21 protein-coding genes are annotated in these 23,447 nt (G+C 66.6%); 14 read left to right on the top strand and 7 right to left on the bottom strand.

Features of this window, described 5'->3' with window-relative positions; translation table 11 throughout:
• Window positions 1-210: 210 nt before the first annotated feature.
• From choV to choX, 3 genes are all read right to left on the bottom strand, one after another.
• On the bottom strand, window positions 211-1,269 hold the full coding sequence (choV, locus tag CRO50_RS10155) for a choline ABC transporter ATP-binding protein (RefSeq protein ID WP_097145780.1): 1,059 nt from the start codon (window positions 1,267-1,269) through the stop codon (window positions 211-213).
• Complete coding sequence (choW, locus tag CRO50_RS10150; RefSeq protein ID WP_097145779.1) at window positions 1,266-2,102, bottom strand: choline ABC transporter permease subunit; 837 nt, start codon at window positions 2,100-2,102, stop codon at window positions 1,266-1,268. The genes choV and choW overlap by 4 nt, the downstream gene beginning before the upstream one ends.
• Before the next feature lie 106 nt (window positions 2,103-2,208).
• Window positions 2,209-3,132, bottom strand: coding sequence for a choline ABC transporter substrate-binding protein (gene choX / locus CRO50_RS10145; RefSeq protein WP_097145778.1), 924 nt, complete (start codon window positions 3,130-3,132; stop codon window positions 2,209-2,211).
• Window positions 3,133-3,238: 106 nt separating this feature from the next.
• On the opposite strand from choX, the gene betI reads away from it, so the two are divergent.
• From betI to CRO50_RS10090, 11 genes are all read left to right on the top strand, one after another.
• Window positions 3,239-3,829 carry a transcriptional regulator BetI gene (betI, locus tag CRO50_RS10140; RefSeq protein ID WP_097145777.1) on the top strand — a complete coding sequence of 197 codons (591 nt, stop codon included), beginning with the start codon at window positions 3,239-3,241 and terminating at the stop codon, window positions 3,827-3,829.
• On the top strand, window positions 3,822-5,363 hold the full coding sequence (gene betC / locus CRO50_RS10135) for a choline-sulfatase (RefSeq protein WP_097145776.1): 1,542 nt from the start codon (window positions 3,822-3,824) through the stop codon (window positions 5,361-5,363). The genes betI and betC overlap by 8 nt, the downstream gene beginning before the upstream one ends.
• A 2-nt stretch (window positions 5,364-5,365) precedes the next feature.
• The gene (gene betB / locus CRO50_RS10130) at window positions 5,366-6,820 is read left to right on the top strand and encodes a betaine-aldehyde dehydrogenase (protein WP_097145914.1); all 1,455 of its coding nucleotides are present in this window, start codon (window positions 5,366-5,368) and stop codon (window positions 6,818-6,820) included.
• Between the two features lie 10 nt (window positions 6,821-6,830).
• Entirely contained in the window at window positions 6,831-8,492 is a 1,662-nt protein-coding gene (gene betA, locus CRO50_RS10125; RefSeq protein ID WP_097145775.1) for a choline dehydrogenase, read from the top strand.
• Window positions 8,493-8,689: 197 nt separating this feature from the next.
• A complete protein-coding gene (locus tag CRO50_RS10120; protein WP_097145774.1) occupies window positions 8,690-9,181 on the top strand; it encodes an NUDIX hydrolase in 492 nt (163 codons plus the stop codon).
• Between the two features lie 61 nt (window positions 9,182-9,242).
• Window positions 9,243-9,689 (top strand): DUF1178 family protein, encoded by a 447-nt coding sequence (locus tag CRO50_RS10115; RefSeq protein WP_097145773.1) that lies wholly within the window; start codon window positions 9,243-9,245, stop codon window positions 9,687-9,689.
• A 224-nt stretch (window positions 9,690-9,913) separates the two neighbouring features.
• Window positions 9,914-10,558, top strand: a complete 645-nt coding sequence (locus CRO50_RS10110) for an SDR family NAD(P)-dependent oxidoreductase (protein WP_097145772.1) — start codon at window positions 9,914-9,916, stop codon at window positions 10,556-10,558.
• Window positions 10,559-10,679: 121 nt separating this feature from the next.
• On the top strand, window positions 10,680-11,915 hold the full coding sequence (locus CRO50_RS10105; RefSeq protein WP_097145771.1) for an aspartate kinase: 1,236 nt from the start codon (window positions 10,680-10,682) through the stop codon (window positions 11,913-11,915).
• Between the two features lie 440 nt (window positions 11,916-12,355).
• Window positions 12,356-14,599: a phosphoenolpyruvate--protein phosphotransferase gene (ptsP, locus tag CRO50_RS10100; RefSeq protein WP_097145770.1), complete on the top strand. Its 2,244-nt coding sequence runs from the start codon at window positions 12,356-12,358 to the stop codon at window positions 14,597-14,599.
• A gap of 3 nt (window positions 14,600-14,602) precedes the next feature.
• Window positions 14,603-16,027 (top strand): FAD-binding oxidoreductase, encoded by a 1,425-nt coding sequence (locus CRO50_RS10095; RefSeq protein ID WP_097145769.1) that lies wholly within the window; start codon window positions 14,603-14,605, stop codon window positions 16,025-16,027.
• A 75-nt stretch (window positions 16,028-16,102) separates the two neighbouring features.
• Window positions 16,103-16,567 (top strand): DUF3237 domain-containing protein, encoded by a 465-nt coding sequence (locus tag CRO50_RS10090; RefSeq protein WP_097145768.1) that lies wholly within the window; start codon window positions 16,103-16,105, stop codon window positions 16,565-16,567.
• Between the two features lie 236 nt (window positions 16,568-16,803).
• On the opposite strand, the gene CRO50_RS10085 is transcribed toward CRO50_RS10090, so the two are convergent.
• Both CRO50_RS10085 and CRO50_RS10080 read right to left on the bottom strand, forming a co-directional pair.
• Complete coding sequence (locus CRO50_RS10085; protein ID WP_179747249.1) at window positions 16,804-17,334, bottom strand: adenine phosphoribosyltransferase; 531 nt, start codon at window positions 17,332-17,334, stop codon at window positions 16,804-16,806.
• Window positions 17,335-17,503: 169 nt separating this feature from the next.
• The gene (locus tag CRO50_RS10080) at window positions 17,504-18,376 is read right to left on the bottom strand and encodes an S-methyl-5'-thioadenosine phosphorylase (protein WP_097145767.1); all 873 of its coding nucleotides are present in this window, start codon (window positions 18,374-18,376) and stop codon (window positions 17,504-17,506) included.
• A gap of 169 nt (window positions 18,377-18,545) precedes the next feature.
• Between CRO50_RS10080 and CRO50_RS10075 the strand changes: the two genes are divergently transcribed.
• Both CRO50_RS10075 and CRO50_RS10070 read left to right on the top strand, forming a co-directional pair.
• Window positions 18,546-20,180, top strand: a complete 1,635-nt coding sequence (locus CRO50_RS10075; protein WP_097145766.1) for a SulP family inorganic anion transporter — start codon at window positions 18,546-18,548, stop codon at window positions 20,178-20,180.
• A 373-nt stretch (window positions 20,181-20,553) separates the two neighbouring features.
• Window positions 20,554-21,471, top strand: a complete 918-nt coding sequence (locus tag CRO50_RS10070) for an aminoglycoside phosphotransferase family protein (protein WP_157791681.1) — start codon at window positions 20,554-20,556, stop codon at window positions 21,469-21,471.
• On the opposite strand, the gene CRO50_RS10065 is transcribed toward CRO50_RS10070, so the two are convergent.
• Window positions 21,468-22,112, bottom strand: coding sequence for a CatB-related O-acetyltransferase (locus CRO50_RS10065; protein ID WP_097145764.1), 645 nt, complete (start codon window positions 22,110-22,112; stop codon window positions 21,468-21,470). The two genes, CRO50_RS10070 and CRO50_RS10065, sit on opposite strands and share 4 nt — an antisense overlap.
• Before the next feature lie 111 nt (window positions 22,113-22,223).
• Entirely contained in the window at window positions 22,224-22,829 is a 606-nt protein-coding gene (locus tag CRO50_RS10060) for a flavin reductase family protein (protein WP_097145763.1), read from the bottom strand.
• Between the two features lie 101 nt (window positions 22,830-22,930).
• Between CRO50_RS10060 and CRO50_RS10055 the strand changes: the two genes are divergently transcribed.
• Window positions 22,931-23,416, top strand: coding sequence for a GNAT family N-acetyltransferase (locus tag CRO50_RS10055; RefSeq protein ID WP_097145762.1), 486 nt, complete (start codon window positions 22,931-22,933; stop codon window positions 23,414-23,416).
• The last annotated feature ends 31 nt before the right edge of the window (window positions 23,417-23,447 follow it).

Here is a 23,447-nt window from a genome sequence, read left to right as displayed (position 1 = left end):
GGGAACACGCGAGCACCATACAACCCATGGGTGTTTCCCGTTGAACGGCAATTCAAACCGCAAAACGGAAAAGTCACCGCGCCATTCAGGAATGCGTTTCAAATCTTTGACCCCGCCCGGGGGGCGGCGCGTGGACGGGTTCCTCACCGCACAAACGCAAGAGGCCCGGCAAGCTGACTTGCCGGGCCTCTTGTCTGGGTCAGGGAACCGTCAGGCGTCCGAGTTGGGCGCCTTGGCATGCAGGGCCGAGATGATGTCCTGGTTGGTGATCGAGCCAAGCTCCAGGCCGGCATCGTCCCGCACGCCGACGACATCGTCCTTGCCAGTGAGGACACGGATGACCTCACCCACCGGGGTCTCGGGAGAGACATGGGCCTGGGCCCCCTCGGCCTTGTCGGCCGACATGACATCGGCGGCCAGCAGGACATTCAGCGGGTTCATGTGGGTGACGAAATCGTCCACGTAGTCATTCGCCGGGTTGGCGATGATCTCTTGCGGAGAGCCGCATTGCACGATGCGCCCGCCCTCCATGATGGCGATGCGGTTGCCCAGCTTGAAGGCCTCGTCCAGGTCGTGGCTGACGAAGATGATGGTCCGCTTCAGCTTCTCCTGCAGCTCCAGCAGCTCGTCCTGAAGACGGGTGCGGATCAGCGGATCAAGCGCCGAGAAGGGCTCGTCCATCAGCAGGATCGGCGCTTCGGTGGCAAAGGCGCGGGCCAGGCCGACACGCTGCTGCATGCCGCCCGAAAGCTCGCCCACCTTGTTCTCGGCCCAGTCGGTCAGGCCGACCAGGTCAAGCTGGGCACGGGCCTTCTCGTCGCGTTCCTTGCGGGTCATGCCCGACAGCTCAAGCCCCAGGGCCACGTTGTCCAGCACGTTGCGCCAGGGCAGCAGGCCGAATTGCTGGAAGACCATGGCGACGCTTTCGCGGCGCAGCTTCAGCAGGTCGTCCTTGCTGCAATTGGTGGGCGAGGCGCTCCAGCCGTTGGCATGCACGCGCACCTCGCCGCGGGCCACGGGGTTCAGCCCGTTGACGGCGCGCAGCAGGGTCGACTTGCCCGAGCCCGAGAGCCCCATCAGCACGAGGATCTCGCCCTCTTCGACGGTGATCGAGCAATCGTGGACGCCCAGCACCTGGCCGGTGGCCTTCTGGATCTCGGAGCGGTCCTTGCCCGCGTCCATCATCGGCAGCGCCTTGCCGGGGTAGTCCCCGAAGACGATCGAGACATTGTCGAATTCGACGGCGGCCCGTTTCTGTTGATCGCTCATTTGCGGCCTCCGATGCGCAGCATGCGGTCAAGGATGATGGCAACGACGACGATGACGAAGCCGCTCTCGAAGCCAAGCGAGGTATTCACCTGATTCAGCGCCCGGACCACCGGCACGCCAAGGCCATCCGCGCCCACGAGAGCGGCGACGACGACCATCGACAGCGACAGCATGATGGTCTGATTGAGGCCGGCCATGATCTGCGGCAGCGCATAGGGCAGCTCGACCTTGGTCAGGGTCTGGGTCTTGGTGCCGCCGAAGGCCTCCGAGGCTTCCAGCAGCGGCTTCGGTGTCGAAGAGACGCCGAGGTAGGTCAGGCGGATCGGCGCGGGGACGACGAAGATCACCGTGGCGATCAGGCCGGGCACCATGCCGATGCCGAAGAAGACGATGGCGGGGATCAGGTAGACGAAGGTGGGCAGGGTCTGCATCAGGTCCAGAACCGGCTGCATGACCTGGTAGAGCCGCGGGCGGTGCGCCGCGGCAATGCCTATGGGAACCCCTATGGCCATGCAGACGATACAGGAGGAGATCACCAGCGTGAGGCTCTCGGTGGTCTCTTCCCAGTAATCCTGGTTGAGGATGAAGAGGAAGCCCAGGGCCACGAAGAGGCAGGTCTTCCAGCTGCGTTGCAGCGCCCATGTCAGGGCCACGAAGGCCGCGATCACCACCAGCTCGGGCGGCTCCTGCAGCAGCCAGAGCAACCCGTCGATCAGGTTCTCGGCGCCATTGGCCATGACATCGACGATGCCCTCGAAATTGTCCCTCAGCCAGTCGAAGAAATCACTGGCCCAGTCCCCTACGGGGATCTTGTTTTCCGTCAGCCAATCCAAGGCGGACCTCCCTTCGTATTCCGGGGAATTCAGCTGGGACCGTCACCACTGCGGGACGGCCCCTGAAGAAAAGGCCCGGTCGCGGGGACCGGGCCTTCCATGTGGATCAGAGACCGAAGGCCTCGGAGACCGCGGCGGAAGCGTCGCCACCGTCAACGGTGGTCACGCCCTCGAGCCAGGACATCACGACGTCGCCGTTGGCCTTCATCCAGGCCATGGTGGCGTCATCGGCATCCTCGCCATCGTCGAGGATCTTGCCCATGATCTCGTTTTCCATCGCCAGGCTGAACTTCAGATTGCCCAGGAAGGTGCCGACGTTCGGGCATTCTTCCACGTAGCCCTTGCGGGTCACGGTATGCACGGTGCCTTCACCGCCGAAGAAGTCCTCGCCGCCGGGCAGGTACTTCAGGTCGAAGTTGGCGTTCATGGGATGGGGTTCCCAGCCCAGGAAGACGATGTCTTCCTCGTCGTCGACGGCGCGGCGCACCATGGACAGCATGCCCTGCTCGGAGCTCTCGACGACCTCGAAGCCTTCCAGGCCGTGCTTGTTCTCTTCGGCCAGCGAGACGAGGTAGGCGTTGCCCTCGTTGCCCGGCTCGATGCCGTAGATCTTCTCGTCCAGGCTGTCGCGGAAGCTGGCGATATCGCCGTAGCTCTGCAGGCCCTTCTCGTAGGTATAGGCGGGCACGGCCAGGGTGTACTTGGTGCCTTCCAGGTTGGTGGCGACGGTCTCGATCTCGCCGCTGTCCAGGTAGGGGCCGATGGCGCCGGCCTGGGCGGGCATCCAGTTGCCCAGGAAGATGTCCACGTCATCGCTTTCCAGCGACTTGAAGGTCACGGGCACCGAAAGGACCTTCACGTCGACGTCGTAGCCGAGCGCTTCCAGCACCTGCTTGGTGGCCGAGGTGGTGGTGGTGATGTCGGTCCAGCCGACATCCGAGAAGCTGACGTCGCCGCAATCTGCCATGGCGACGCCCGTGGTGAGTGCCAGAGCCGCCGCGCTGGTCATCATCATGTTGAAACGGGTCATGTCGTTTCCTTCCGTTGGACTTGGGGTTGTGTTTTTCTTGATTGATGAGTTAATCAAAAAGCAAGTGGTTCGAAAAGTAAAGCATCTAGACGCGAGGACAAGCAAGTTGCCGAAGATCGGAATGGAACCGGTGCGAAAACAGGCTCTGATCGAAGCCTGTATCGCCGAGATCGGCCAGGCCGGCACGCTCGACGTGACGGTCAGCCAGATCGCGAAGCGCGCCGGCATGTCCTCGGCGCTGGCACATCACTACTTCGGATCAAAGGAACAAATCTTTCTCGCGACCATGCGTCATGTGATGCGAATCTATGGCGAAACGGTCCTGAGGAACCTGAAACTTGCGAAGACTCCGGTCGAGCGCCTTCAGGCGATCACTGACTCTTCGTTCGATTCCAACCAGTTCGAGCGCGCCATCGTGGCCGCATGGCTGAACTTCTACGTCCGTGCCCTGCACTCTGCCGAGACCCGCCGACTGCTGAATGTCTATGCCGGTCGGCTGCAGACAAATCTTTTGCATGACCTAAGGAAAATCTTCCCCGAAGAGACCGCAAAAGAGATCGCGCAGGGAATCGCCGCCCTGATCGACGGCTTCTACATCCGCTCCGCCCTGCAGGATTCGGTCCCCGGGCGGGATGCGCTCAAGGCGATCATCGCCGACTACCTGACCCTCTGGCTTGAAAGGACTGACCGTGACTGAACCCGCGGCCCCCGCCGGGACCTCGCGCCCGAATATCCTGATTCTCATGGTCGACCAGCTGAACGGCACGCTGTTCCCCGACGGCCCCGCAGACTGGCTGCATGCGCCCAATCTGAAGGCACTGGCCGCGCGCTCGACCCGCTTTGCCAATTCCTACACCGGCTCGCCGCTCTGCGCGCCGGGCCGGGCGGCCTATATGTCGGGCCAGTTGCCGCGTCGCACCAAGGTCTATGACAACGCGGCTGAGTTCGGCAGCGACATCCCCACCTATGCCCACCATCTGCGCCGCGCAGGCTACCAGACCTTCCTTTCGGGCAAGATGCATTTCGTCGGCCCCGACCAGCTGCACGGCTTCGAGAAGCGCCTGACCACCGATATCTACCCCGCCGATTTCGGCTGGACCCCGGATTACCGCAAGCCCGGCGAGCGCATCGACTGGTGGTATCACAACATGGGGTCGGTCACCGGCGCGGGCGTGGCCGAGATCTCGAACCAGATGGAATACGACGACGAGGTCGCCTTCCAGGCCACCGCCAAGGTGCGCCATCTGGGCCGCCGGCTGGATGATCGGCCCTGGATGATGACCGTCTCCTTCACCCATCCCCACGATCCCTATGTGGCGCGGAAGAAGTACTGGGACCTCTACGAGGAGTGCGAGCACCTGCTGCCCGACACCCCCGCCCTGCCCTACGAAGAGCTGGACAACCACTCCAAGCGGATCTTCGACGCCAACGACTGGCGCAACTTCGACATCACCGAAGAGGACGTGAAGCGGTCACGCCGGGCCTATTTCGCCAATATCTCCTACCTCGACGACAAGATCGGCGAGATCCTGGAGGCGCTGGAGAACACCCGTCAGGCCGAGAACACCATCGTGCTCTTCGTTTCTGATCACGGCGACATGCTGGGCGACAAGGGCCTCTGGTTCAAGATGAGCTTTTTCGAGGGCTCTTCCCGCGTGCCGCTGATGGTGGCCGCGCCCCAGATGCAGCCGGGGCTGGTGGAAACGCCCGTCTCGACCATCGACGTGACGCCGACACTGGCCGATCTGGCGGGTATCGACCTTACCGAGATCATGCCCTGGACGGACGGCGAAAGCCTCGTGCCCCTGGGCCAGGGCGGCACCCGCGAAACGCCCGTACGGATGGAATACGCCGCAGAGGCCTCCTATGCGCCGCTGGTCGCCCTGCGCATGGGCGACTGGAAGTATATCCGCTGCGAGCTCGACCCGCCGCTGCTCTACAACCTCGCCGAGGACCCGGCAGAGCTGGTGAACCGCGCCGGCGATCCTGCCGCGCAGGAGGTGGAAGCCGAGTTCGCCAGGATGTTCGAGGCCTACTGGGACCTCGCCGGCTTCGACGCCGAGGTGCGCGAAAGCCAGGCCCGGCGGCTGATCGTCTACGAAGCCCTGCGCAACGGGGAGTATTTCCCTTGGGACTTCGAGCCGCTGCAGAAGGCCTCTGAGCGCTACATGCGCAACCACATGGACCTGAACGTGCTGGAGGAAAACCAGCGCTACCCCCGCGGAGAATGACCATGAAGAACGTCCAGCCCAAGGGCAGCCATTTCATCGACGGCGCCTATGTCGAGGATACCGCGGGCCGCGAGATCCCCTGCGTCTATGCCGCCACCGGCGAAACCGTCGCCACGCTGCACGCCGCCACCCCCGCCGTGGTCGAACAGGCCCTGGCCTCGGCCGCGCGCGCGCAGAAGGAATGGGCCGCCCTGGCCCCCGTGGCCCGTGGCCGTGTATTGTCGCGCGCAGCCGCCATCCTGCGCGAGCGCAACGAAGAGCTGTCGGAGCTGGAAAGCATCGACACCGGCAAGCCGATCCAGGAAACCCTGGTGGCCGATGCCGCCTCGGGCGCCGAGGCGCTGGAATACTATGGCGGCCTCACCGCGACCCTGACCGGCGAGACGGTGCCTCTGGGCGGCGATTTCGTCTACACGATCCGCGAGCCGCTTGGCGTCTGCCTTGGCATCGGTGCCTGGAACTACCCAACCCAGATCGCCTGCTGGAAGGCCGCGCCTGCGCTGGCCTGCGGAAATGCCATGGTCTTCAAGCCCTCTGAAGTCACGCCGCTCTGCGCCCTGAAACTGGCCGAGATCTTCATCGAGGCCGGCGCGCCGGCGGGTCTCTTCAACGTGGTCAACGGCTATGGCGATGCGGCGGCCTCGATGGTCAGCGACCCGCGCGTGGCCAAGGTCTCTCTCACCGGCTCGGTGCCGACGGGCCAGAAGGTCTATGCCGCCGCCGCCGAGGGCATGCGCCACGTGACGATGGAGCTGGGCGGCAAGTCCCCCCTGATCATTTTCGAGGATGCGGACATCGAGAACGCCGTCTCGGCGGCGATCAACGCCAATTTCTATTCCACCGGCCAGATCTGCTCCAACGGCACCCGTGTCTTCGTGCATGAGGCCATCGTGGATGAATTCACCGAACGCCTGCTGGAGCGCACCCGCAAGGCCATCATCGGTGACCCGCTGGACCCCGAGACCCAGATCGGCCCGATGATCACCGACGTGCAGCGCCAAAAGGTGCTGGAATATATCGAGATCGGCAAGGCCGAGGGCGCCGAGCTGCTGCTTGGCGGCCATGCCCCCGAGGGCGCGGGCTACTACATCGAGCCCACGGTCTTCGGCAATGTCACCGACGAGATGCGCATCGCGCGCGAAGAGATCTTCGGCCCCGTGCTGTCGATCCTCACCTTCGGTGACGAGGCCGAGGTCGTGGCCCGCGCCAATGACACCGAGTTCGGCCTTGCCGCCGGTCTCTTCACCAAGGACTTCACCCGCGCGCATCGCGTGGTGGCGCAGCTGCAGGCCGGCACCTGCTGGATCAACGAATACAACCTGACCCCGGTCGAGGCCCCCTTCGGCGGCGTCAAGATGTCGGGCGTGGGCCGCGAGAACGCGCGCGCCGCGATCGAGCACTACAGCCAGGTCAAGTCCGTCTACGTTGCCATGGGCGACGTGGCCGCGGCCTTCTGAGGATGCGCTGATGGAAGCGGATTTCGTCATCATCGGTTCCGGCTCGGCGGGGGCCGTCATGGCCTCGCGCCTCTCCGAGGACGGCAAGCACAAGGTGCTGGTGCTGGAGTTCGGCGGCACCGACGCCGGCCCCTTCATCCAGATGCCTGCTGCGCTCTCCTACCCGATGAACATGAAGCGCTATGACTGGGGCTTCATGTCCGAGCCCGAGCCGGGCTTGGGCGGTCGCCAGCTCGTGACGCCGCGCGGCAAGGTCGTGGGCGGATCCTCTTCGATCAACGGCATGGTCTATGTGCGCGGCCATGCCCGCGACTACGACCACTGGGAAGAACAGGGCGCGCAGGGCTGGTCCTATGCCGACGTGCTGCCCTACTTCAAGCGCGCCGAGAACTGGCACGACGGCGGCCACGGCGGCGATCCCGACTGGCGCGGCAAGAACGGCCCGCTGCATGTCAGCCGCGGCTCGCGCGAAAACCCCCTCTTCCACGCCTTCGTCGAGGCCGGAGCCCAGGCGGGCTTCGAGCTGACCGAGGATTACAACGGCGAAAAGCAGGAGGGTTTCGGCCCGATGGAGCAGACGGTCTGGAAGGGCCGCCGCTGGTCCACGGCCAATGCCTACCTGAAACCGGCGCTGAAGCGTCCGAACCTCGAAATGATCCGCTGCTTCGCCCGCCGCGTCATCATCGAGAACGGCCGCGCCACCGGTGTCGAAATCGAGCGCGGCGGCAGGATCGAGGTGGTGAAGGCCCGGCGCGAGGTGATCATCGCCGCCTCGTCGATCAACTCGCCCAAGATCCTTATGCTCTCGGGCGTGGGGCCTGCCGCGCATCTGAAGGAGCACGGTATCGAGGTCGTCGCCGACCGCCCCGGCGTCGGCCAGAACCTGCAGGACCACCTCGAGCTCTACATCCAGCAGGCCAGCACCCAGCCGATCACGCTTTACAAGCACTGGAATCTCTGGGGCAAGGCCATCGCCGGTGCGCAATGGCTGCTGACCAAGAAGGGCCTCGGCGCCTCGAACCAGTTTGAAAGCGCCGCCTTCCTGCGCTCGAAACCGGGCGTGGAATACCCCGACATCCAGTACCACTTCCTGCCCATTGCCGTGCGCTACGACGGACAGGCGGCGGCAGAGGGCCATGGCTTCCAGGCCCATGTGGGGCCGATGCGCTCGGAAAGCCGGGGCGCGGTGACACTGAAGTCGGCCGACCCGCGCGAGGCGCCACGGATCTTCTTCAACTACATGTCCGCCGAGAGCGACTGGGAAGACTTCCGCCACTGCATCCGCCTGACGCGGGAGATCTTCGGCCAGGCGGCCTTCGATCCCTACCGCGGCAAGGAGATCCTGCCCGGCAGCCAGCTGCAGACCGACGAGGAGCTGGACCAGCACATCCGCGAGCATGCCGAAAGCGCCTACCATCCCTGCGGCACCGCCCGCATGGGACGCGCCGACGATCCCATGGCCGTGGTCGATCCCGAGTGCCGCGTCATCGGCGTCGAGGGGTTGCGGCTGGCCGACAGTTCGATCTTCCCGCGCATCACCAATGGCAACCTCAACGGGCCGTCGATCCTGGTCGGCGAGAAGGCCAGCGATCACATCCTGGGCCGCACCCCGCTGCCGAAAGAGAACGCGCGCCCCTGGATCAACCCGCGCTGGCAGGACAGCGACCGCTGAACGCCCGTTGCGCGTGTCGCGCTGCCGCAACGCGTGGCAGCGCGACAGCAAATTCCCGGCGTTTCGCGCGCTTCCATCGTACCGGCTGAATGCAGGCTGGGACAATGCCGCGCGCGTTTGCTATCCTGCTGCCATAGTCAGAGGCCGACGCCCGGCGGAGCAAGGCTCCGCCCAGCCCGAACGGCCCCCACGAGCAGATGACCAGGCGGCATACCCACGTGACCTCGCAGGTGCAGACTCAGTTCAAGTTTCCGGGCCTGGACGACAAACTCGTCCAGACGCAATACGCGGCGCTCTGCTACCGGATCGTCAAGGACAAGCCGCAGATCCTGCTGATCACCTCGCGTGGGACGAAGCGCTGGATCCTGCCCAAGGGCTGGCCGATGAAGAACCGCAGCCCGGGTCAAGCCGCCCTTCGGGAGGCCTACGAGGAAGCTGGTGTCATAGGTCGCGTTGCCGAGACGCCGCTTGGCCGCGTCCCCTACTTCAAGACCTCGGAGAGCGGAGAGGAACTGCCCTGCGTCGGCATCATCTACCCGGTGCGCGTGGCGTTGCTGAAGGCCGAATACCCCGAGGCCGGAGAACGCAAGCGCAAGTGGTTTTCGCGCAAGAAGGCCGCCAAGCGGGTGCTTGAGCCCGAGCTGGCGCGGCTGCTGAAGACCTTCGATGCCAGGGCCCTGAAGCTCTAGGCCGCTTGCATCCCTCGCAATAGCGATTATGTCTTCTGCATCACTCAGCGGTCGCGATCAGATGATACATTTCGATCTCAAATGCGCCGAGGGGCACAGCTTCGACAGCTGGTTCCAATCCTCGGATGCCTTCGACAAGCTCCTGGCGGCAGGCCATGTGGCCTGCGCCGTCTGTGGCAGCACCAACGTCGAAAAGGCGCTGATGGCGCCGCGCGTGCGCCCCTCGCGCGACGCCGCCGCGCCTGCGCCGGACACAGGCACCAAGGGCGCGCTCAGCGCGCCGAAGTCCGAGGCGGAAGCAGCTCTGGCCGAGCTGCGCCGCAAGGTCGAGGCAAACGCCACCTATGTCGGCGGCAACTTCGCCAAGGAAGCCCGCGCGATCCACGACGGCGACCAGCCCGACCGCCCGATCTACGGCGAGGCCAAGCCCGAAGAGGCCCGCGCCCTGATCGAAGACGGCGTGCCGGTGCTGCCCCTGCCCTTCACGCCGGGCCGCAAGACCAACTGAGCCCGGATGCGGAAAGCCGAATGAGAAAGGGCGCCGACCTGTGTCGGGGCCCTATTTCCCCGCGCCGGCATGGCCCGCCAGGCCTCTTCGGCGAAACGGGCATGGGCCGTCTCGACCAGGCAGGCCTTGCGCCGCGCCCTCATCCGGCCTGCTTTCGCTCCCCTGCCGACCTTGCCCCGACGCCCGCGCAAAGCTAAGCCTTTGCCAAGAGCGAGGACACCCATATGCATATCGTCATCACAGGCGCCAGCCGCGGCATCGGCGCCGAACTCAAGGCCCAGTACGAGGCCGCAGGCCACAGCGTTACCGGCACCTCGACCCGCGGCGGCGAAGGCCTGCTGGCGCTGGACGTGACCGACACCGCACAACTGGCCGATTTCGCGGCAAAGGTCGCCTCTCCGGTCGACCTGCTGATCTGCAACGCGGGCCTCTACCTCGACAAGGGTCAGCACCTCGACGACGGCTTCGCCGCCGAAACCTGGGCCCGCCAGATGCAGGTCAACGTGGCCGGCCCCTTCCTGACCGTGCAGGCCCTGCTGCCGCAGCTGCGCGCCGCGCCCGGGGCGAAGATCGCGATCATCGCCTCTGCCATGGGCAGCCAGCAACGGGCACCGGGGGGCTCCTATATCTACCGCGCCTCCAAGGCGGCGGCGGTGAACCTGGCGCGCAACCTCGCCGTCGATCTCAAGCCCGAGGGAATCGCCGTCGGCGCCTATCACCCCGGCTGGGTGCAGACCGACATGGGCGGCGCGGGTGCCGACATCGACGCGCGAACCTCGGTCACCGGGCTGATCGCACGCTTCGAGGCGCTAGGGACAGGCACAAGTGGCTGTTTCGAAAGCTATGATGGCAGCGCCCTGCCGCTCTGAGCCCACCCCGCGCGGGACGCCCGAAAACAAGGGCCCAGGCGAGGCGATCCGCCTTGCGCCCTGCGCAATCCATGCGTAAACCACCCGGACAATTCTCCCAGGAACGGGGTCAAGGGCCGATATGCCTGTTCTCGTAATGAAGTTCGGCGGAACCTCCGTCGCCAATCTCGACCGCATCCGCCGCGCCGCCAAGAGGGTCGGCGTGGAGGTGGCCAAGGGCTATGACGTCATCGTCATCGTCTCGGCCATGTCCGGCAAGACCAATGAGCTGGTCGGCTGGGTCGGCGAGACCTCTCCCATGTACGACGCGCGCGAATATGACGCCGTCGTCTCGTCGGGCGAAAACGTCACCGCCGGCCTGATGGCCCTCACCCTGCAGGAGATGGATATCCCCGCCCGGTCCTGGCAGGGCTGGCAGGTGCCGCTGAAGACCAACTCGGCCCATGGCGCGGCACGGATCGAGGAGATCCCGCCCGAAAACATCATGGCCAAGTTCGGCGAGGGCATGAAGGTTGCCGTGGTCGCGGGCTTCCAGGGCATCTCGCCCGAGGGCCGGATCACCACCCTGGGCCGGGGTGGCTCGGACACCACCGCCGTGGCCTTCGCCGCCGCCTTCGACGCCGAGCGCTGCGACATCTATACCGACGTGGACGGGGTCTATACCACCGACCCGCGGATCTGCCAGAAGGCCCGCAAGCTGGACCGCATCGCCTTCGAGGAGATGCTGGAGCTGGCCTCGCTGGGGGCCAAGGTGCTGCAGACCCGCTCGGTCGAGCTGGCCATGCGCTACAACGTGAAGCTTCGGGTTCTGTCGAGTTTCGAGGAACAATCCGACACAGCCGGCACCCTGATCTGTGCCGAGGAGGACATCATGGAATCCAACGTCGTCAACGGGATCGCCGCCTCGCGCGAAGAGGCGAAGATGACCCTCGTCACCATCGCCGACGAGCCCGGCATCGCCGCCTCGATCTTCGGACCGCTGTCGGATGCCGGCGTCAACGTCGACATGATCATCCAGAACATCAGCGAGGAGGGCGTGACCGACATGACCTTCTCCTGCCCCATCGACCAGGTGAAACGCGCCGAGAAGGCCCTGGGCGAGGCGCGCGATGCGGGCAAGCTGACCTTCGAGGAACTGGCCATCGACACCGAGGTCTGCAAGGTCTCGGCCGTCGGCATCGGCATGCGCTCGCAGTCGGGCGTCGCCGCCAAGATGTTCAAGGTGCTCTCGGACGAGGGCATCAACATCAAGGTCATCGCCACCTCCGAGATCAAGATCTCGGTGCTGATCGAACGCAAGTACATGGAGCTGGCCGTGCAGGCGCTGCATGACGCCTTCGAGCTGGAAAAGGCCTGAGCCCTCACCGGCTGTTGGAAAAGGTGAAAGGGCGGGGCCTTGGGCTCCGCCCTTTTGCCTGTCCGCTACCCTGTCCCAGAACCGCCCAGAGCGGCAGGCTGGCCACTTCAGTCTGCGGCGGATGCCTCCGGCGGGAGTATTTCCAGCCTGGTGATGAGGCGGGACAGAACCCGGAGAGGCACCCTACTTTCCCACTAGGACCGTGGCACGCCCTTCACGGAGAAGGCGGGCGCCTTTTCGTCACCTGACAAGCTCATCACCAGGCCTGAAGTACTCCGGGGGTGAATTGGGCCCGGCACGGGACCAAGAGGGGGCAGAGCCCCCTCCTCCTCTCGGCGTTCCCCCGCCCCCGCGACACCCTGCGACCCTAAAAGGTGTTTTGCTTCCCGGCGCGCTGTGATCTATTCCTATCGACCCGCAGGGAAGGGACCTTCTAGGGCATGGCCGAAGAATTTCAGACCGACAGCCGCAAGATGCTTGGCCGTCTGCGCGAAGTCATGGCCGAAGACAGCCATGGCCAACAGCGGCTTGACCGGATCACCCGGCTCATCGCCTCGTCGATGTATACCGAGGTCTGCTCGGTCTACCTGTTCCGCGATGCCGAGACGCTCGAGCTCTGCGCCACCGAGGGCCTGAAGCCCGAGGCGGTGCACCAGACGCGGATGCGCCTGGGCGAGGGCCTGGTGGGCCGCGTAGCGCGCACCGGCAAGCAGGTCAACACCGCCGATGCGCCCAAGGAACAGGGCTTCCGCTACATGCCCGAGACCGGCGAAGAGATCTACTCGGCCTTCGCCGGTGTGCCGATCCAGCGCCTGGGCGAGACCCTGGGCGTGCTGGTCGTGCAGTCGAAGGACTCGCGCAAGTACAACGAGGAAGAGATCTACGCGCTGGAAGTGGTCGCCATGGTGCTGGCCGAGATGGCCGAGCTGGGCGCCTTCGTCGGCGAGGAAGCGGCGCTTTCGGCGCGCCATACCAAGCCGCGCCTCTTCAAGGGCAGCTCCGGCCAGGAAGGCAGCGCCGAGGGCCATGTCTGGCTGCATGAGCCGCGCGTCGTCATCACCAACCCGATCGCCGACGATCCGGTGCGCGAAAGCCAGCGCCTCAACGAGGCGGTCGAACAGCTGCGGGTCTCGGTCGACCAGATGCTGGCCGGTGCCGCCACCGGCGACGCAGAGCAGCTGCAGGTGCTGGAAGCCTACCGGATGTTCGCCAATTCCAAGGGCTGGATGCGGCGCATGGAAGAGGACATCTCGCGCGGGCTTTCCGCCGAGGCGGCGGTCGAGAAGGAACAGACCCAGGCGCGGCAGCGGCTTTCCCAGGCCTCTGACCAGTACCTGCGCGAGCGGCTGCATGACCTCGACGACCTCAGCAACCGCTTGCTGCGCATCCTTACCGGACAGGGCAAGGAGACCGGCGCCGAGATGCCCGCCGACCCGATCCTGGTGGCGCGCAACATCGGCCCGGCGGAACTCCTGGACTATGGCCGAAGCCTGCGCGGCATCGTGCTGGAGCAGGGCTCGGTCGGCAGCCACGCCGCCGTGGTGGCGCGGGCACTGGCGATCCCGCTGGTGATCAACGCCCCCGAGATCACCAACGAGGCGCTGAACGGCGACCACATCATGGTCGATGGCGATCAGGGCGTGGCGCACCTGCGCCCCGAGGATACCGTGGTCACCGCCTTCCGCGACAAGATCGCCATGCAGGCCAAGGCGCAGGAGCGCTATGCCTCGATCCGCGACGTCGAGACCGTGACCCAATGCGGCACCCGGATCTCGCTGACCATGAACGCGGGCCTGATGGCCGATCTGCCCAGCCTCGAGAACTCGGGCGCCGAGGGCGTGGGGCTCTTCCGCACCGAGCTTCAGTTCCTGATCCGCAACAAGATGCCGACCCGCTCCGAGCTGTCGTCGATCTACAAGCATGTGCTGGACAGCGCCGGCGGCAAGCGGGTGGTGTTCCGCACCCTCGACATCGGCTCGGACAAGGTGCTGAGCTACATGAAGCCGGCGGATGAACCCAACCCGGCGCTTGGCTGGCGGGCGATCCGGGTGGGCCTGGACAAGCCCGGTGTCATGCGGATGCAGCTGCAGGCCCTGCTGCGCGCCGCCAATGGCCGGCCGCTGACCGTGATGTTCCCCTTCGTGGCGCAATACGACGAATACCGTGCCGCCCGCGCCGAGATGGACAAGGCCATCGAGCGCGAGCGCATCCTCGGCCACGCCCTGCCCGAGAGCCTGGAAATCGGCGCCATGCTCGAGACCCCCAGCCTGGCCTTCGCGCCGAAGCGCTTCTTTGAAGAGGTGCAGTTCCTCTCCATCGGCGGCAACGACCTGAAGCAGTTCTTCTTCGCCGCCGACCGCGAGAACGAGCGCGTGCGCAAGCGCTACGACACGCTCAACGTCAGCTTCCTGACCTTCCTGCAGGGCATCGTCGAGCGCTGCGAAGAGACCAATACGCCGCTCAGCTTCTGCGGCGAGGACGCCGGGCGCCCGCTCGAGGCCGTCTGCCTGGCCGCCATGGGCCTGCGCGCCCTGTCGATGCGGCCCGCCTCCATCGGCCCGGTGAAATCCCTGCTGCTGCGCGTCGACCTGGGCGCAGTGCGGCAGGTGATCGAGGAAGCCGCCGTGAGCGGCGAACAGAGCGTGCGCCGTGCCGTCCTGGAACACCTGCGCAACATGAGCTGACCAATGCCCGAACTTGCTGCCCTCGATGCCGCGCTGACCGCCCGCCTGCGAGAGATCCTGCCCCCCGCCGCCTTCCGCGACGACACGACCCCCTACACCGAAGAGCTGCGCGGCTCTTACCGGGGTCAGGCCGGGCTGGTGGTGGCACCGGGCTCGGCCCAGGAGGTGGCGCAGGTGCTGGCCCTGGCCAATGACGCGCGGGTGCCGGTGGTGCCCTACGGCGGCGGCACCGGGCTGGTGGCCGGCCAGGTCATGCCCGAGGGCCCCGCGCCCCTGGTCCTGTCGCTGGAGCGGATGACCCGCATTCGCCAGATCCTGCCCGAAGAGAACGTGATCACCGTCGACGCCGGGGTGCCGGTCGAGGCGATCCAGCAAGCGGCGGCAGAGCATGACCGGCTCTTCCCGCTCAGCTTCGGGGCCCAGGGCACGGCGCGGATCGGCGGCAGCCTGTCGACCAACGCGGGCGGCGCCAACGTGCTGCGCTACGGCACGACGCGGGAGCTCTGTCTGGGGCTGGAGGTTGCCTTGCCCGATGGCCGGGTGATGAACACCCTGACGCGGCTCAGGAAGGACAACACCGGCTATGACCTGCGCGACCTGATGATCGGCGCCGAGGGCACCCTTGGCGTGATCACCGGCGCGGCGATGAAGCTCTTTGCCCGACCGACGCGGCGCGCCACGGCGCTACTGGTCACGCCCTCTCCTGCCGCCGCGCTGAAGCTGCTTTCGCTGGCGCGCGTCCATGCAGGCGAGCAGATCACCGCCTTCGAGCTGATCTCGGGCATGGGTCTGCGCTTCATCGAGGCCACCCTGCCCGACATCCGCCGCCCCTTCGATCCCGCGCCCGAGTGGATGGTGCTGATCGAGTTCGGCCTCTTCGGCGAGGCCGATGCCGAGGCGCTGATGGAAGAGCTCTTCGCCGCCGCCTTCGAGGCCGAGCTGGTCAGCGATGGCATCATCGCCCAGTCCGAGGCCCAGGCGGATGGCCTGTGGCAGCTGCGCGAGGCGATCCCCGAGGCCAACCGGGCCATCGGCGCGATTTCCTCTCATGATATCTCGCTGCCCCTGTCGGCCCTGCCCGAGTTCATCGACGAGGGCCGCGCCAGACTGGCCGAAATGGGCCCCTACCGGCTGAACTGCTTCGGCCATCTGGGCGATGGCAACCTGCACTACAACGTCTTCCCGCCCGAGGGAGAGGCGCGGGCCGATCACCTGGCGGCCAAGGCCCCGGTGATGGAGATGATCCACGACCTGGTGGCGGGCTACGGCGGCAGTTTCTCGGCCGAGCACGGGGTGGGTCGCCTGAAGGTCGCCGATCTCGAGCGCTATGGCGACCCGGTGAAGCTTGAGCTGATGCGCGGCATCAAGCGGCTCTTCGACCCCAATGGCATCATGAACCCCGGTGCGGTGCTGCGGGCAGAGAGCTAACGCCTCCCGCCCCCGGGCGCGACCTTGCAAGCGCCCCGTTGCAGGGCCCCTGCCGGGCTACCGAAGGAGACCCCCATGCCCTATCGCGCGGATCAGCCGAAACTTCTGCCCTGCTGGCAGGCCCATGTGACCGTGGGCCCGATGCGCGACCAGGGCACGGGCCCCAGTGGCCAAAGGCTGATCATCCCGATCACCGGCGGTCATTTTGAAGGCACCCTCGATCCGGCCGGCGCGGCGCGGCCCTTCGGCGGCAAGGTGCTGCCCGGCGGGTTCGACCTGCAGCGTCTGCGCCCCGATGGCAACAAGGAGCTGGAGGCGATCTATCATCTTGAGACCGACGACGGCACCGGCATCGAGATCCGCAACCATGCGCTGCTGACCTATTCCGCGCCGGGCGTTCTGGACTATGGCCGTTCGCGGATCTGCATCGAGGCCCCCATGGGGCCCTACGGCTGGCTCAACGACCGCATCTTCATCGGCACGCTCGAGCCCATCCGGCCCTTCGAGGAAGTCCTCATCCGCGCCTTCGTGGTGGAATAGCGGCCCTGCGAAGGTCGCGCAGCCTGACGAACGGACCACCGGGCGGCAAGGCACGGGATGGCTGGCGCTTTCGGCGGCCAAGGTCCCTGTTGGAAACAGGAAACGCCCTGCCGGGGGAAGGCAGGGCGTGAAACGGGTCCATCGGGTCCCGTGCAAGCAGGGCCGGTTCCCAGGACCGGCAGATATGTCCTAGCGCGCAATCCTTGCCAAAGGATTGACGGCTGAGGGCCTCGGGGTCAGAGGCCCTCGAATTCGCAGAGGGTGAAGACCTCCATCCCCATGCCTTCCAGCTTCTTGCGTCCGCCGAGCTCGGGCAGGTCGACGAGGAAGGCGCAAGAGGCGATCTGGCCGCCCAGGCGCTCGATCAGCTTGATGCCCGCCTCGGCGGTACCGCCGGTGGCCAGCAGGTCGTCGACCAGAAGGACGCTCTCGCCCGGCTGGATGGCATCGTCGTGGATCTCGACCTCGGCCTCGCCATATTCCAGCGTGTAGCGCTCGCCGATGGTGGCGGCGGGCAGCTTGCCCTTCTTGCGCACCGGCACGAAGCCAAGGCCCAGCTGGTGCGCGATGGCACCGCCCAGGATGAAGCCGCGCGCCTCGAGGCCCACCACCTTGTCGATCCGGCGGCCCGCATATGGGTGCAGCATCTGGTCCACCGCCAGCCGCAGCCCGCGCGGATCGCCGAAGAGCGTGGTGACATCGCGGAACATGATGCCCTCGTGGGGGAAGTCCGGAATGGTGCGGATGTAGTCCTTCACGGCCTTCATCAGGCTCTCCTTCGCAATCGCAGCAACGCCCCGGTGATGCCCGAGCCGTGGTTCGGGCGCAAGGGCGGAGCGGGTGGCGGCAGGTGGGTTGGCACCCACCCGGCGCACAGGTCCCACCATGGCGTTGGACCCTTGCCGGGCCCGTAAGGTGGGCGACATCCCACCTTGCCTAGCCCAGGACCCGGCCCGCCACCGTGGCAAGTTTCGCCACCAGAGCCGGGTCGCGTTTCTCGGGCGCGGTCAGGATGGCGTAGTCCAGCGCCTCCGCGCAGCCGGTAGAGCACCCCGCCCCGGCCTCCAGCAGCCCGGCCAGCGCCGCCACGGTGGCGCGGGCGTTGGCGCCATTGGCGGCCAGCACCTTGCGGATGGCGGTGACATCGACCTCTCCGTGATCCGGGTGCCAGCTGTCGTAGTCGGTGACCATGGCCAGAGAGGCGTAGTGCAGCTCCGCTTCCCGGGCCAGCTTGGCCTCGGGCATGTTGGTCATGCCGATCACGTCCGCGCCCCAGTGGTCGCGGTACATGTGGCTTTCCGCCAGGCTCGAGAACTGCGGCCCCTCCATCGCCAGGTAGGTGCCGCCCTCATGCACCCGCACCCCGGTGCCGCGCGCCGCCCTGGCGGCCAGCGCCGCGAGCTCGGCGCAGATCGGATGGGCCAGGCTGACATGGGCCACGCAGCCGGCGGTGAAGAAGCTCTTGCCGCCACGGATCGTGCGGTCGATGAACTGATCCACCAGAACGAAGTCCCCCGGCGCCATTTCTTCCCGGAACGAGCCGCAGGCCGAGACCGACAGCACATGGGTGACGCCCAGCTGTTTCAGCGCGTCGATATTGGCGCGATAGGGCAGATCAGAGGGGCTGTGGACATGGCCGCGCCCGTGGCGGGGCAGGAAGGCCAGCGGGGTGCCGCCAAGGCGCCCGGTCAGCACCTGGTCCGAGGGATCGCCCCAGGGGGTCGAGACCGTCACCCAGGAGGCCTCCTCCAGCCCCTCGATGTCATAGACCCCGGATCCGCCGATCACCCCCAGCTTCACTGCCGCCATTGCCGCCTCCTGTTGATAGCGGGACCGAGCATGCCCCCTGCCCGCGCGCGCCGCAAGCCAGCCCTGACCCGAGGGTCACATCGCCTGCCTTTTCAGCGCCCCAAGCTTGCCGCAACGCGGCAAAAAGGCTATCCGGGGCCTCAAACGCCCATCCCATACAGGACGAAACATGCGTAAAGCCATCCTGGCGGCCTTTGCGGGCCGCATAACCCTGCCCGATCTGCGCCTCGCGCCGACCACCAGCGACGCCCTGTCGCCGGACCGGCTGCGGATCGAGATCCTCTCGGGTCTGACCGTCGCCCTTGCCCTGGTCCCCGAGGCCGTGGCCTTCGCCTTCGTGGCCAACGTCAACCCGCTGGTCGGCCTCTATGCCGCCTTCATCATCGGCCTGGTCACCGCCGTTCTCGGCGGCCGTCCCGGCATGATCTCGGGCGCGACGGGGGCCATCGCGGTGGTCATCGTCAGCCTCGTGGCGACCCATGGGGTCGAGTACCTCTTTGCTGCCGTGGTCCTGATGGGCCTCATCCAGGTGGTCGTCGGGGTCATGAGGTGGGGCAAGTTCATCCGCCTGGTGCCGCACCCGGTGATGCTGGGCTTCGTCAACGGCCTGGCGATCGTGATCTTCCTGGCCCAGATGTCCCAGTTCAAGGTCCCCGGCACCACTGTCGCCGGAGGCCATGGCGCCTCTGGCGGCGAATGGCTCTCGGGCGGGCCGCTGATGCTGATGCTGGGCCTGGTGGCGCTGACCATGGCGGTCATCCACTTCATCCCCCGCGTCACCAAGCTGATCCCCGCGCCGCTGGCCGGCATCCTGATCACCGCGGTGATCGTCATCGCCTTCGGCCTCGACGTGCCGCGTGTCGGTGACATGGCGGGCATCGAGGGCTCGCTTCCGCCCTTCCACATCCCCATGGTCCCGATGACCTGGGAGACCTTCCAGATCATCCTGCCCTACGCCATCATCATGGCCGCCGTCGGCTTGATCGAAAGCCTGCTGACCCTGAACCTGGTCGGCGAGATGACCGGCCAGAAGGGCGGCGCCTCCCAGGAATGCGTGGCCCAGGGCACGGCCAATATCATCACCGGCTTCTTCGGCGGCATGGGCGGCTGCGCCATGATCGGCCAGTCGATGATCAATGTGAAGTCCGGAGGCCGCACCCGCATCGCCGGGATCGTCGCCGCGCTCTTCCTGCTGATCTTCATCCTCTTCGCCGCACCGCTGATCGAACAGATCCCCCTGGCCGCGCTGGTCGGCGTGATGTTCATGGTCGTCATCGGCACCTTCGCCTGGAACTCGTTCAAGATCCTGACCCGCGTGCCGCTGACCGATGCGGTGGTGATCATCCTGGTGACCGTGGTCACCGTGATGACCGACCTGGCCACCGCCGTGGTCGCCGGTGTCATCGTCTCGGCCCTGGCCTATGCCTGGAACAACGCGCGCCGGATCTATGCCACCACCAACGAGACACCGGAAGGTGCCAAGGTCTACAAGATCAACGGCCCGCTCTTCTTCGGCTCGACCGATGGCTTCATCGAGCTCTTCAAGCCGGAAACCGATCCCGGCCTGGTGATCATCGACTTCGAGGGCTCCCGCGTGGTCGACCAATCGGCCCTGCAGGCCATCGAGGCCGTGGCCGCCAAGTACGAGGCCGAAGGCAAGACCATCCAGCTGCGCCACCTCAGCCGCGATTGCCACAGGTTGCTGAAGAAGGCCGGGCACCTGATGGTCGACAGCTCCGACGACCCCGATTACGAGCTGGCGGTGGATTACCACGTCCGCACCGGCATCCTCGGCGGCCACTAAGCTGCCTCGGGATGGGCAAAGGGGGCCGGTGCGAGAAATCGCGCCGGCCCTTTTGCTTTCGGGGAGGGTCATGAGGCTCTGCCCCGCCATCGGAAGGCAGCAAATCATGGGTAGCGGGGGGCTCTGCCCCACGGCCGCCGGAAGGCGGCAAATCATACGTAGCGGGGGGCTCTGCCCCCACGGCCGCCGGAAGGCGGCAAATCATACGTAGCGGGGGGCTCTGCCCCCCGCCGCCTGCGGCGCCTCCCCCCGGAGTATTTCAGGCCTGGTGATGGGACTTGCGCGCCACACCTGGCAGCCAGGTTGTCACTTCACGGCCCTGCCGCGTCGCCCTGTCACCGGGATGTGTCATTCTGGCTGCAGGAGGGCGGGCATGAAGTTTATCCCGGACAAGGACGGGCGGATCGAGCTGCCCCTGGATTTCGTGGCCGGCCTGCTGGCCGAGCAGTTCCCCGAGTGGCGGGAGGAGCCCCTGCGCCCGCTCCTGCCCGGCGGCTGGACCAACCGCGCCTTCCGGCTGGGCGAGACCAAGCTGCTGCGTTTCCCCACGGCCCGCCGCTACGCCGATCTGCCCGAGCACGAGCGGCTCTGGCTGCCGCTGCTGGCACCGCAGCTGGAGCTCGAGATCCCCGAAGTCGTGGCGCTCGGCATTCGGGGGCGGGGCTATCCCTGGCCCTGGCTGATCTCCGAGTGGATCGAGGGCACAACTGTGTCCAGGACCTCGGTATCCGATGACGCAGCGCTGGCGCGGGACCTGGCCCGCTTCCTGCGGCAGCTGCATGCCATCCAGCCACCCGAAGGGGTGGCGCTGCCGTTGCCCGGCCCGGTCAATTTCCACCGGGGCGGCGACCTGGCGGTCTATGACCAGGAAACACGGGCGGCCCTGGAGGTGCTTCGGGGGCGCATCGACACGGAGGCAGGCGCGGCGCTCTGGGCGCGGGCGCTGTCCTCTCGCCACGCGGCCGGACCCGTCTTCACCCATGGCGACCTGACGCCAGAGAACATGCTGGCCCGCGACGGGCGGCTGGCGGCGGTGATCGACTGGGGCAACCTGACCCATGGCGATCCGGCCTGTGACCTGGCGATGGCCTGGACCCATTTCGAGGCCCCCGCCCGGCAGACCTTCCGCGAGGCCTTGCCCCTTGATCCCGAGACCTGGGCACGGGGGCGGGGCTGGGCCTTCTGGAAGGCGGCCAAGGTGCTGGCCGGGCAGGATGGCAACCAACGCGGGGCCGGACAGGCGCAGGCGCTGATCCGGACCCTGCTGGCCGAGGACCAGGCCAGCCGCTAGGGCGCGAAAGCCTCTAGCGCCGTGACATCGCCATGCTCCAGCGCGGCGCGGGCAGCGATGATCCGGGCCTCGGGCCAGTGCCACCAGGCAAGATCGAGCAGCCTCGCGATCTGATCGGGCGGGAAGCGCATCTTCACCACCTGCCCCGGATTGCCGGCCACCACGGCATAGTCGGGCACCTCGCCGCGCACCAACGCTCCGGCGCCGATGATCGCGCCATTGCCGATCCGCGCGCCCGGCAGGACCATGGCGCCATGGCCCAGCCAGACGTCATGGCCGATCACGGTGTCGCGGCGGTCGGGCTGGTAGTCCTCGGTGGCGGTGCCGTCGAAGACCGGGAAGGGATAGGTGGATACCCCCTCCATCAGGTGATTGGCCGAGGCGGTGATGAAGCGCACCCCATGGGCGATCTGGCAGAAGCGGCCGATCCTGAGCCGCTCTTTCGAGAAGGGGAAGAGATAGGGGGCCAGCCGCCCGGCCCAATCCTCGGGCGGGTCAAAGTCAGAGGCGTAGCTGTAGTCGCCCACCTCGAAGTTCGGATGGGTGATCAGCGGTTTCAGCAGGACGGTGCCGGTGATCGGCGTGCCGTCGGGCATGGCAAGGGGATAGGCGCCGTCGGGCGCGGGAAGGGCATGAGGCATGGGACCTCCTTCAAAACACGTGAGGATTTCAGGGTTTCAAAGGTGCTGGTCCATCGCTCCCTCCATTGGTTGCGGAACCGGGGTAACATGTTTCCCGGTCCCGCGAAAGGCTCAGCCCTGGCCGGGCCGGTTGAGCGAGAAGACCTCGCGCACCGCCGCGTAGTCACGGTAGCCCAGGCGCGAGAGGGTTTGCGCCCTGGTCACGTCGAACATGCCGTCGACGAGGAAGTCCTCGTCGATATGCACCCCGGTGACCTCGCCTAGGACCATGTAGTTGCTCTCTCCCAGAAGCTTGACGATCTGGGTGAGCCTGCATTCCAGCGCCGCTGGCGCGGCGGCCACGCGCGGGCAGTCGATGGTCTCGCAGTCGGCCTTCTGCAGACCGGCGGCGGCGAATTCATCCTCTCCGGCGGGCAGCCCGGCGGAGCTGGCGTTCATCTCGTCACGCAGGGCGAAGGAGACCAGGTTGCAGCAGAAGACGCCTGTCTCGCGGATCTGCGCCACGGAATCCTTGCTGACCTCGCGGTCGGGCTTGCCGCCGGTCGACGAGAACATCACCTGCATCGGGCTGTCTGAGACGGCGTTGAAGAAGGAATAGGGCGCCAGGTTGTCGCCAAGGCTGCCACGGGTCGAGATCCAGCCGATCGGACGCGGGGCCACGATGGCCTTGAAGGGGTTATGCGGCAGCGGGTGACCGGATTTGGGCTCGTAGAACATCTGGCAAGATCCTTCGTCGACATCGGTTTGCTGCGGAACCTATCCCGTGCTAGGCCGGTTGCCACCAGAAAATCACGTGAGCGGAAGACGAGACGGGGCCAATGTTCACTCTCACCCCCGAAACACCGGACGACTGGTGGGAAGTCGAGGCGCTCTATGACCTCTGTTTCGCCCCAGGACGCACCGCGCTCAGCTCTTACCGGCTGCGCGACGACGTGGCCCCCGTGGCCGAGCTCTGCCTGAATGCCCGCGACCGCGAGGGCTACCTGGCGGGCGCGATCCGCTATTGGCCGGTGCAGGTCGGCGGCGCAGCGGCGCTGCTGCTCGGCCCGGTGGCGGTCCATCCCACCCACCAGGGCGAGGGGCTTGGCGGGTTGCTGATCAACGCCTCGCTGCACCGGGCCCGCGACGAGGGCTGGTCGCGGGTCATGCTGGTTGGCGACGCGCCCTATTACGCCCGCTTCGGCTTCGAGAAACTCGATGGGGTGAACATGCCGCCGCCCACCAACCCCGACCGGGTGCTGGGCTATGCCCTGCGCCCCGGTGCCTGGGACGGCATCACCGGCGACGTGACACGGGCGGGCTGAGACGCCTCCCTTCGGAGACCTCCCGGCGTAT

Origin of the sequence: Pseudooceanicola antarcticus, assembly GCF_900215355.1 — a bacterium.
GTDB lineage: Bacteria > Pseudomonadota > Alphaproteobacteria > Rhodobacterales > Rhodobacteraceae > Pseudooceanicola > Pseudooceanicola antarcticus.
Note: the sequence above shows the minus strand (reverse complement) of the source record. Positions and strands in the feature narration are given on the sequence as shown.

Excerpts from the sequence above, each read along its gene's own strand:
- choV (WP_097145780.1), bottom strand. The coding sequence starts at position 1,269 with ATGAGCGATCAACAGAAACGGGCCGCCGTCGAATTCGACAATGTCTCG.
- choX (WP_097145778.1), bottom strand. The coding sequence starts at position 3,132 with ATGACCCGTTTCAACATGATGATGACCAGCGCGGCGGCTCTGGCACTC.
- betB (WP_097145914.1), top strand. The coding sequence starts at position 5,366 with ATGAAGAACGTCCAGCCCAAGGGCAGCCATTTCATCGACGGCGCCTAT.
- betA (WP_097145775.1), top strand. The coding sequence starts at position 6,831 with ATGGAAGCGGATTTCGTCATCATCGGTTCCGGCTCGGCGGGGGCCGTC.
- CRO50_RS10120 (WP_097145774.1), top strand. The coding sequence starts at position 8,690 with ATGACCAGGCGGCATACCCACGTGACCTCGCAGGTGCAGACTCAGTTC.
- CRO50_RS10115 (WP_097145773.1), top strand. The coding sequence starts at position 9,243 with ATGATACATTTCGATCTCAAATGCGCCGAGGGGCACAGCTTCGACAGC.
- CRO50_RS10110 (WP_097145772.1), top strand. The coding sequence starts at position 9,914 with ATGCATATCGTCATCACAGGCGCCAGCCGCGGCATCGGCGCCGAACTC.
- CRO50_RS10105 (WP_097145771.1), top strand. The coding sequence starts at position 10,680 with ATGCCTGTTCTCGTAATGAAGTTCGGCGGAACCTCCGTCGCCAATCTC.
- ptsP (WP_097145770.1), top strand. The coding sequence starts at position 12,356 with ATGGCCGAAGAATTTCAGACCGACAGCCGCAAGATGCTTGGCCGTCTG.
- CRO50_RS10095 (WP_097145769.1), top strand. The coding sequence starts at position 14,603 with ATGCCCGAACTTGCTGCCCTCGATGCCGCGCTGACCGCCCGCCTGCGA.
- CRO50_RS10090 (WP_097145768.1), top strand. The coding sequence starts at position 16,103 with ATGCCCTATCGCGCGGATCAGCCGAAACTTCTGCCCTGCTGGCAGGCC.
- CRO50_RS10085 (WP_179747249.1), bottom strand. The coding sequence starts at position 17,334 with ATGAAGGCCGTGAAGGACTACATCCGCACCATTCCGGACTTCCCCCAC.
- CRO50_RS10080 (WP_097145767.1), bottom strand. The coding sequence starts at position 18,376 with ATGGCGGCAGTGAAGCTGGGGGTGATCGGCGGATCCGGGGTCTATGAC.
- CRO50_RS10075 (WP_097145766.1), top strand. The coding sequence starts at position 18,546 with ATGCGTAAAGCCATCCTGGCGGCCTTTGCGGGCCGCATAACCCTGCCC.
- CRO50_RS10070 (WP_157791681.1), top strand. The coding sequence starts at position 20,554 with ATGAAGTTTATCCCGGACAAGGACGGGCGGATCGAGCTGCCCCTGGAT.
- CRO50_RS10065 (WP_097145764.1), bottom strand. The coding sequence starts at position 22,112 with ATGCCTCATGCCCTTCCCGCGCCCGACGGCGCCTATCCCCTTGCCATG.
- CRO50_RS10060 (WP_097145763.1), bottom strand. The coding sequence starts at position 22,829 with ATGTTCTACGAGCCCAAATCCGGTCACCCGCTGCCGCATAACCCCTTC.
- CRO50_RS10055 (WP_097145762.1), top strand. The coding sequence starts at position 22,931 with ATGTTCACTCTCACCCCCGAAACACCGGACGACTGGTGGGAAGTCGAG.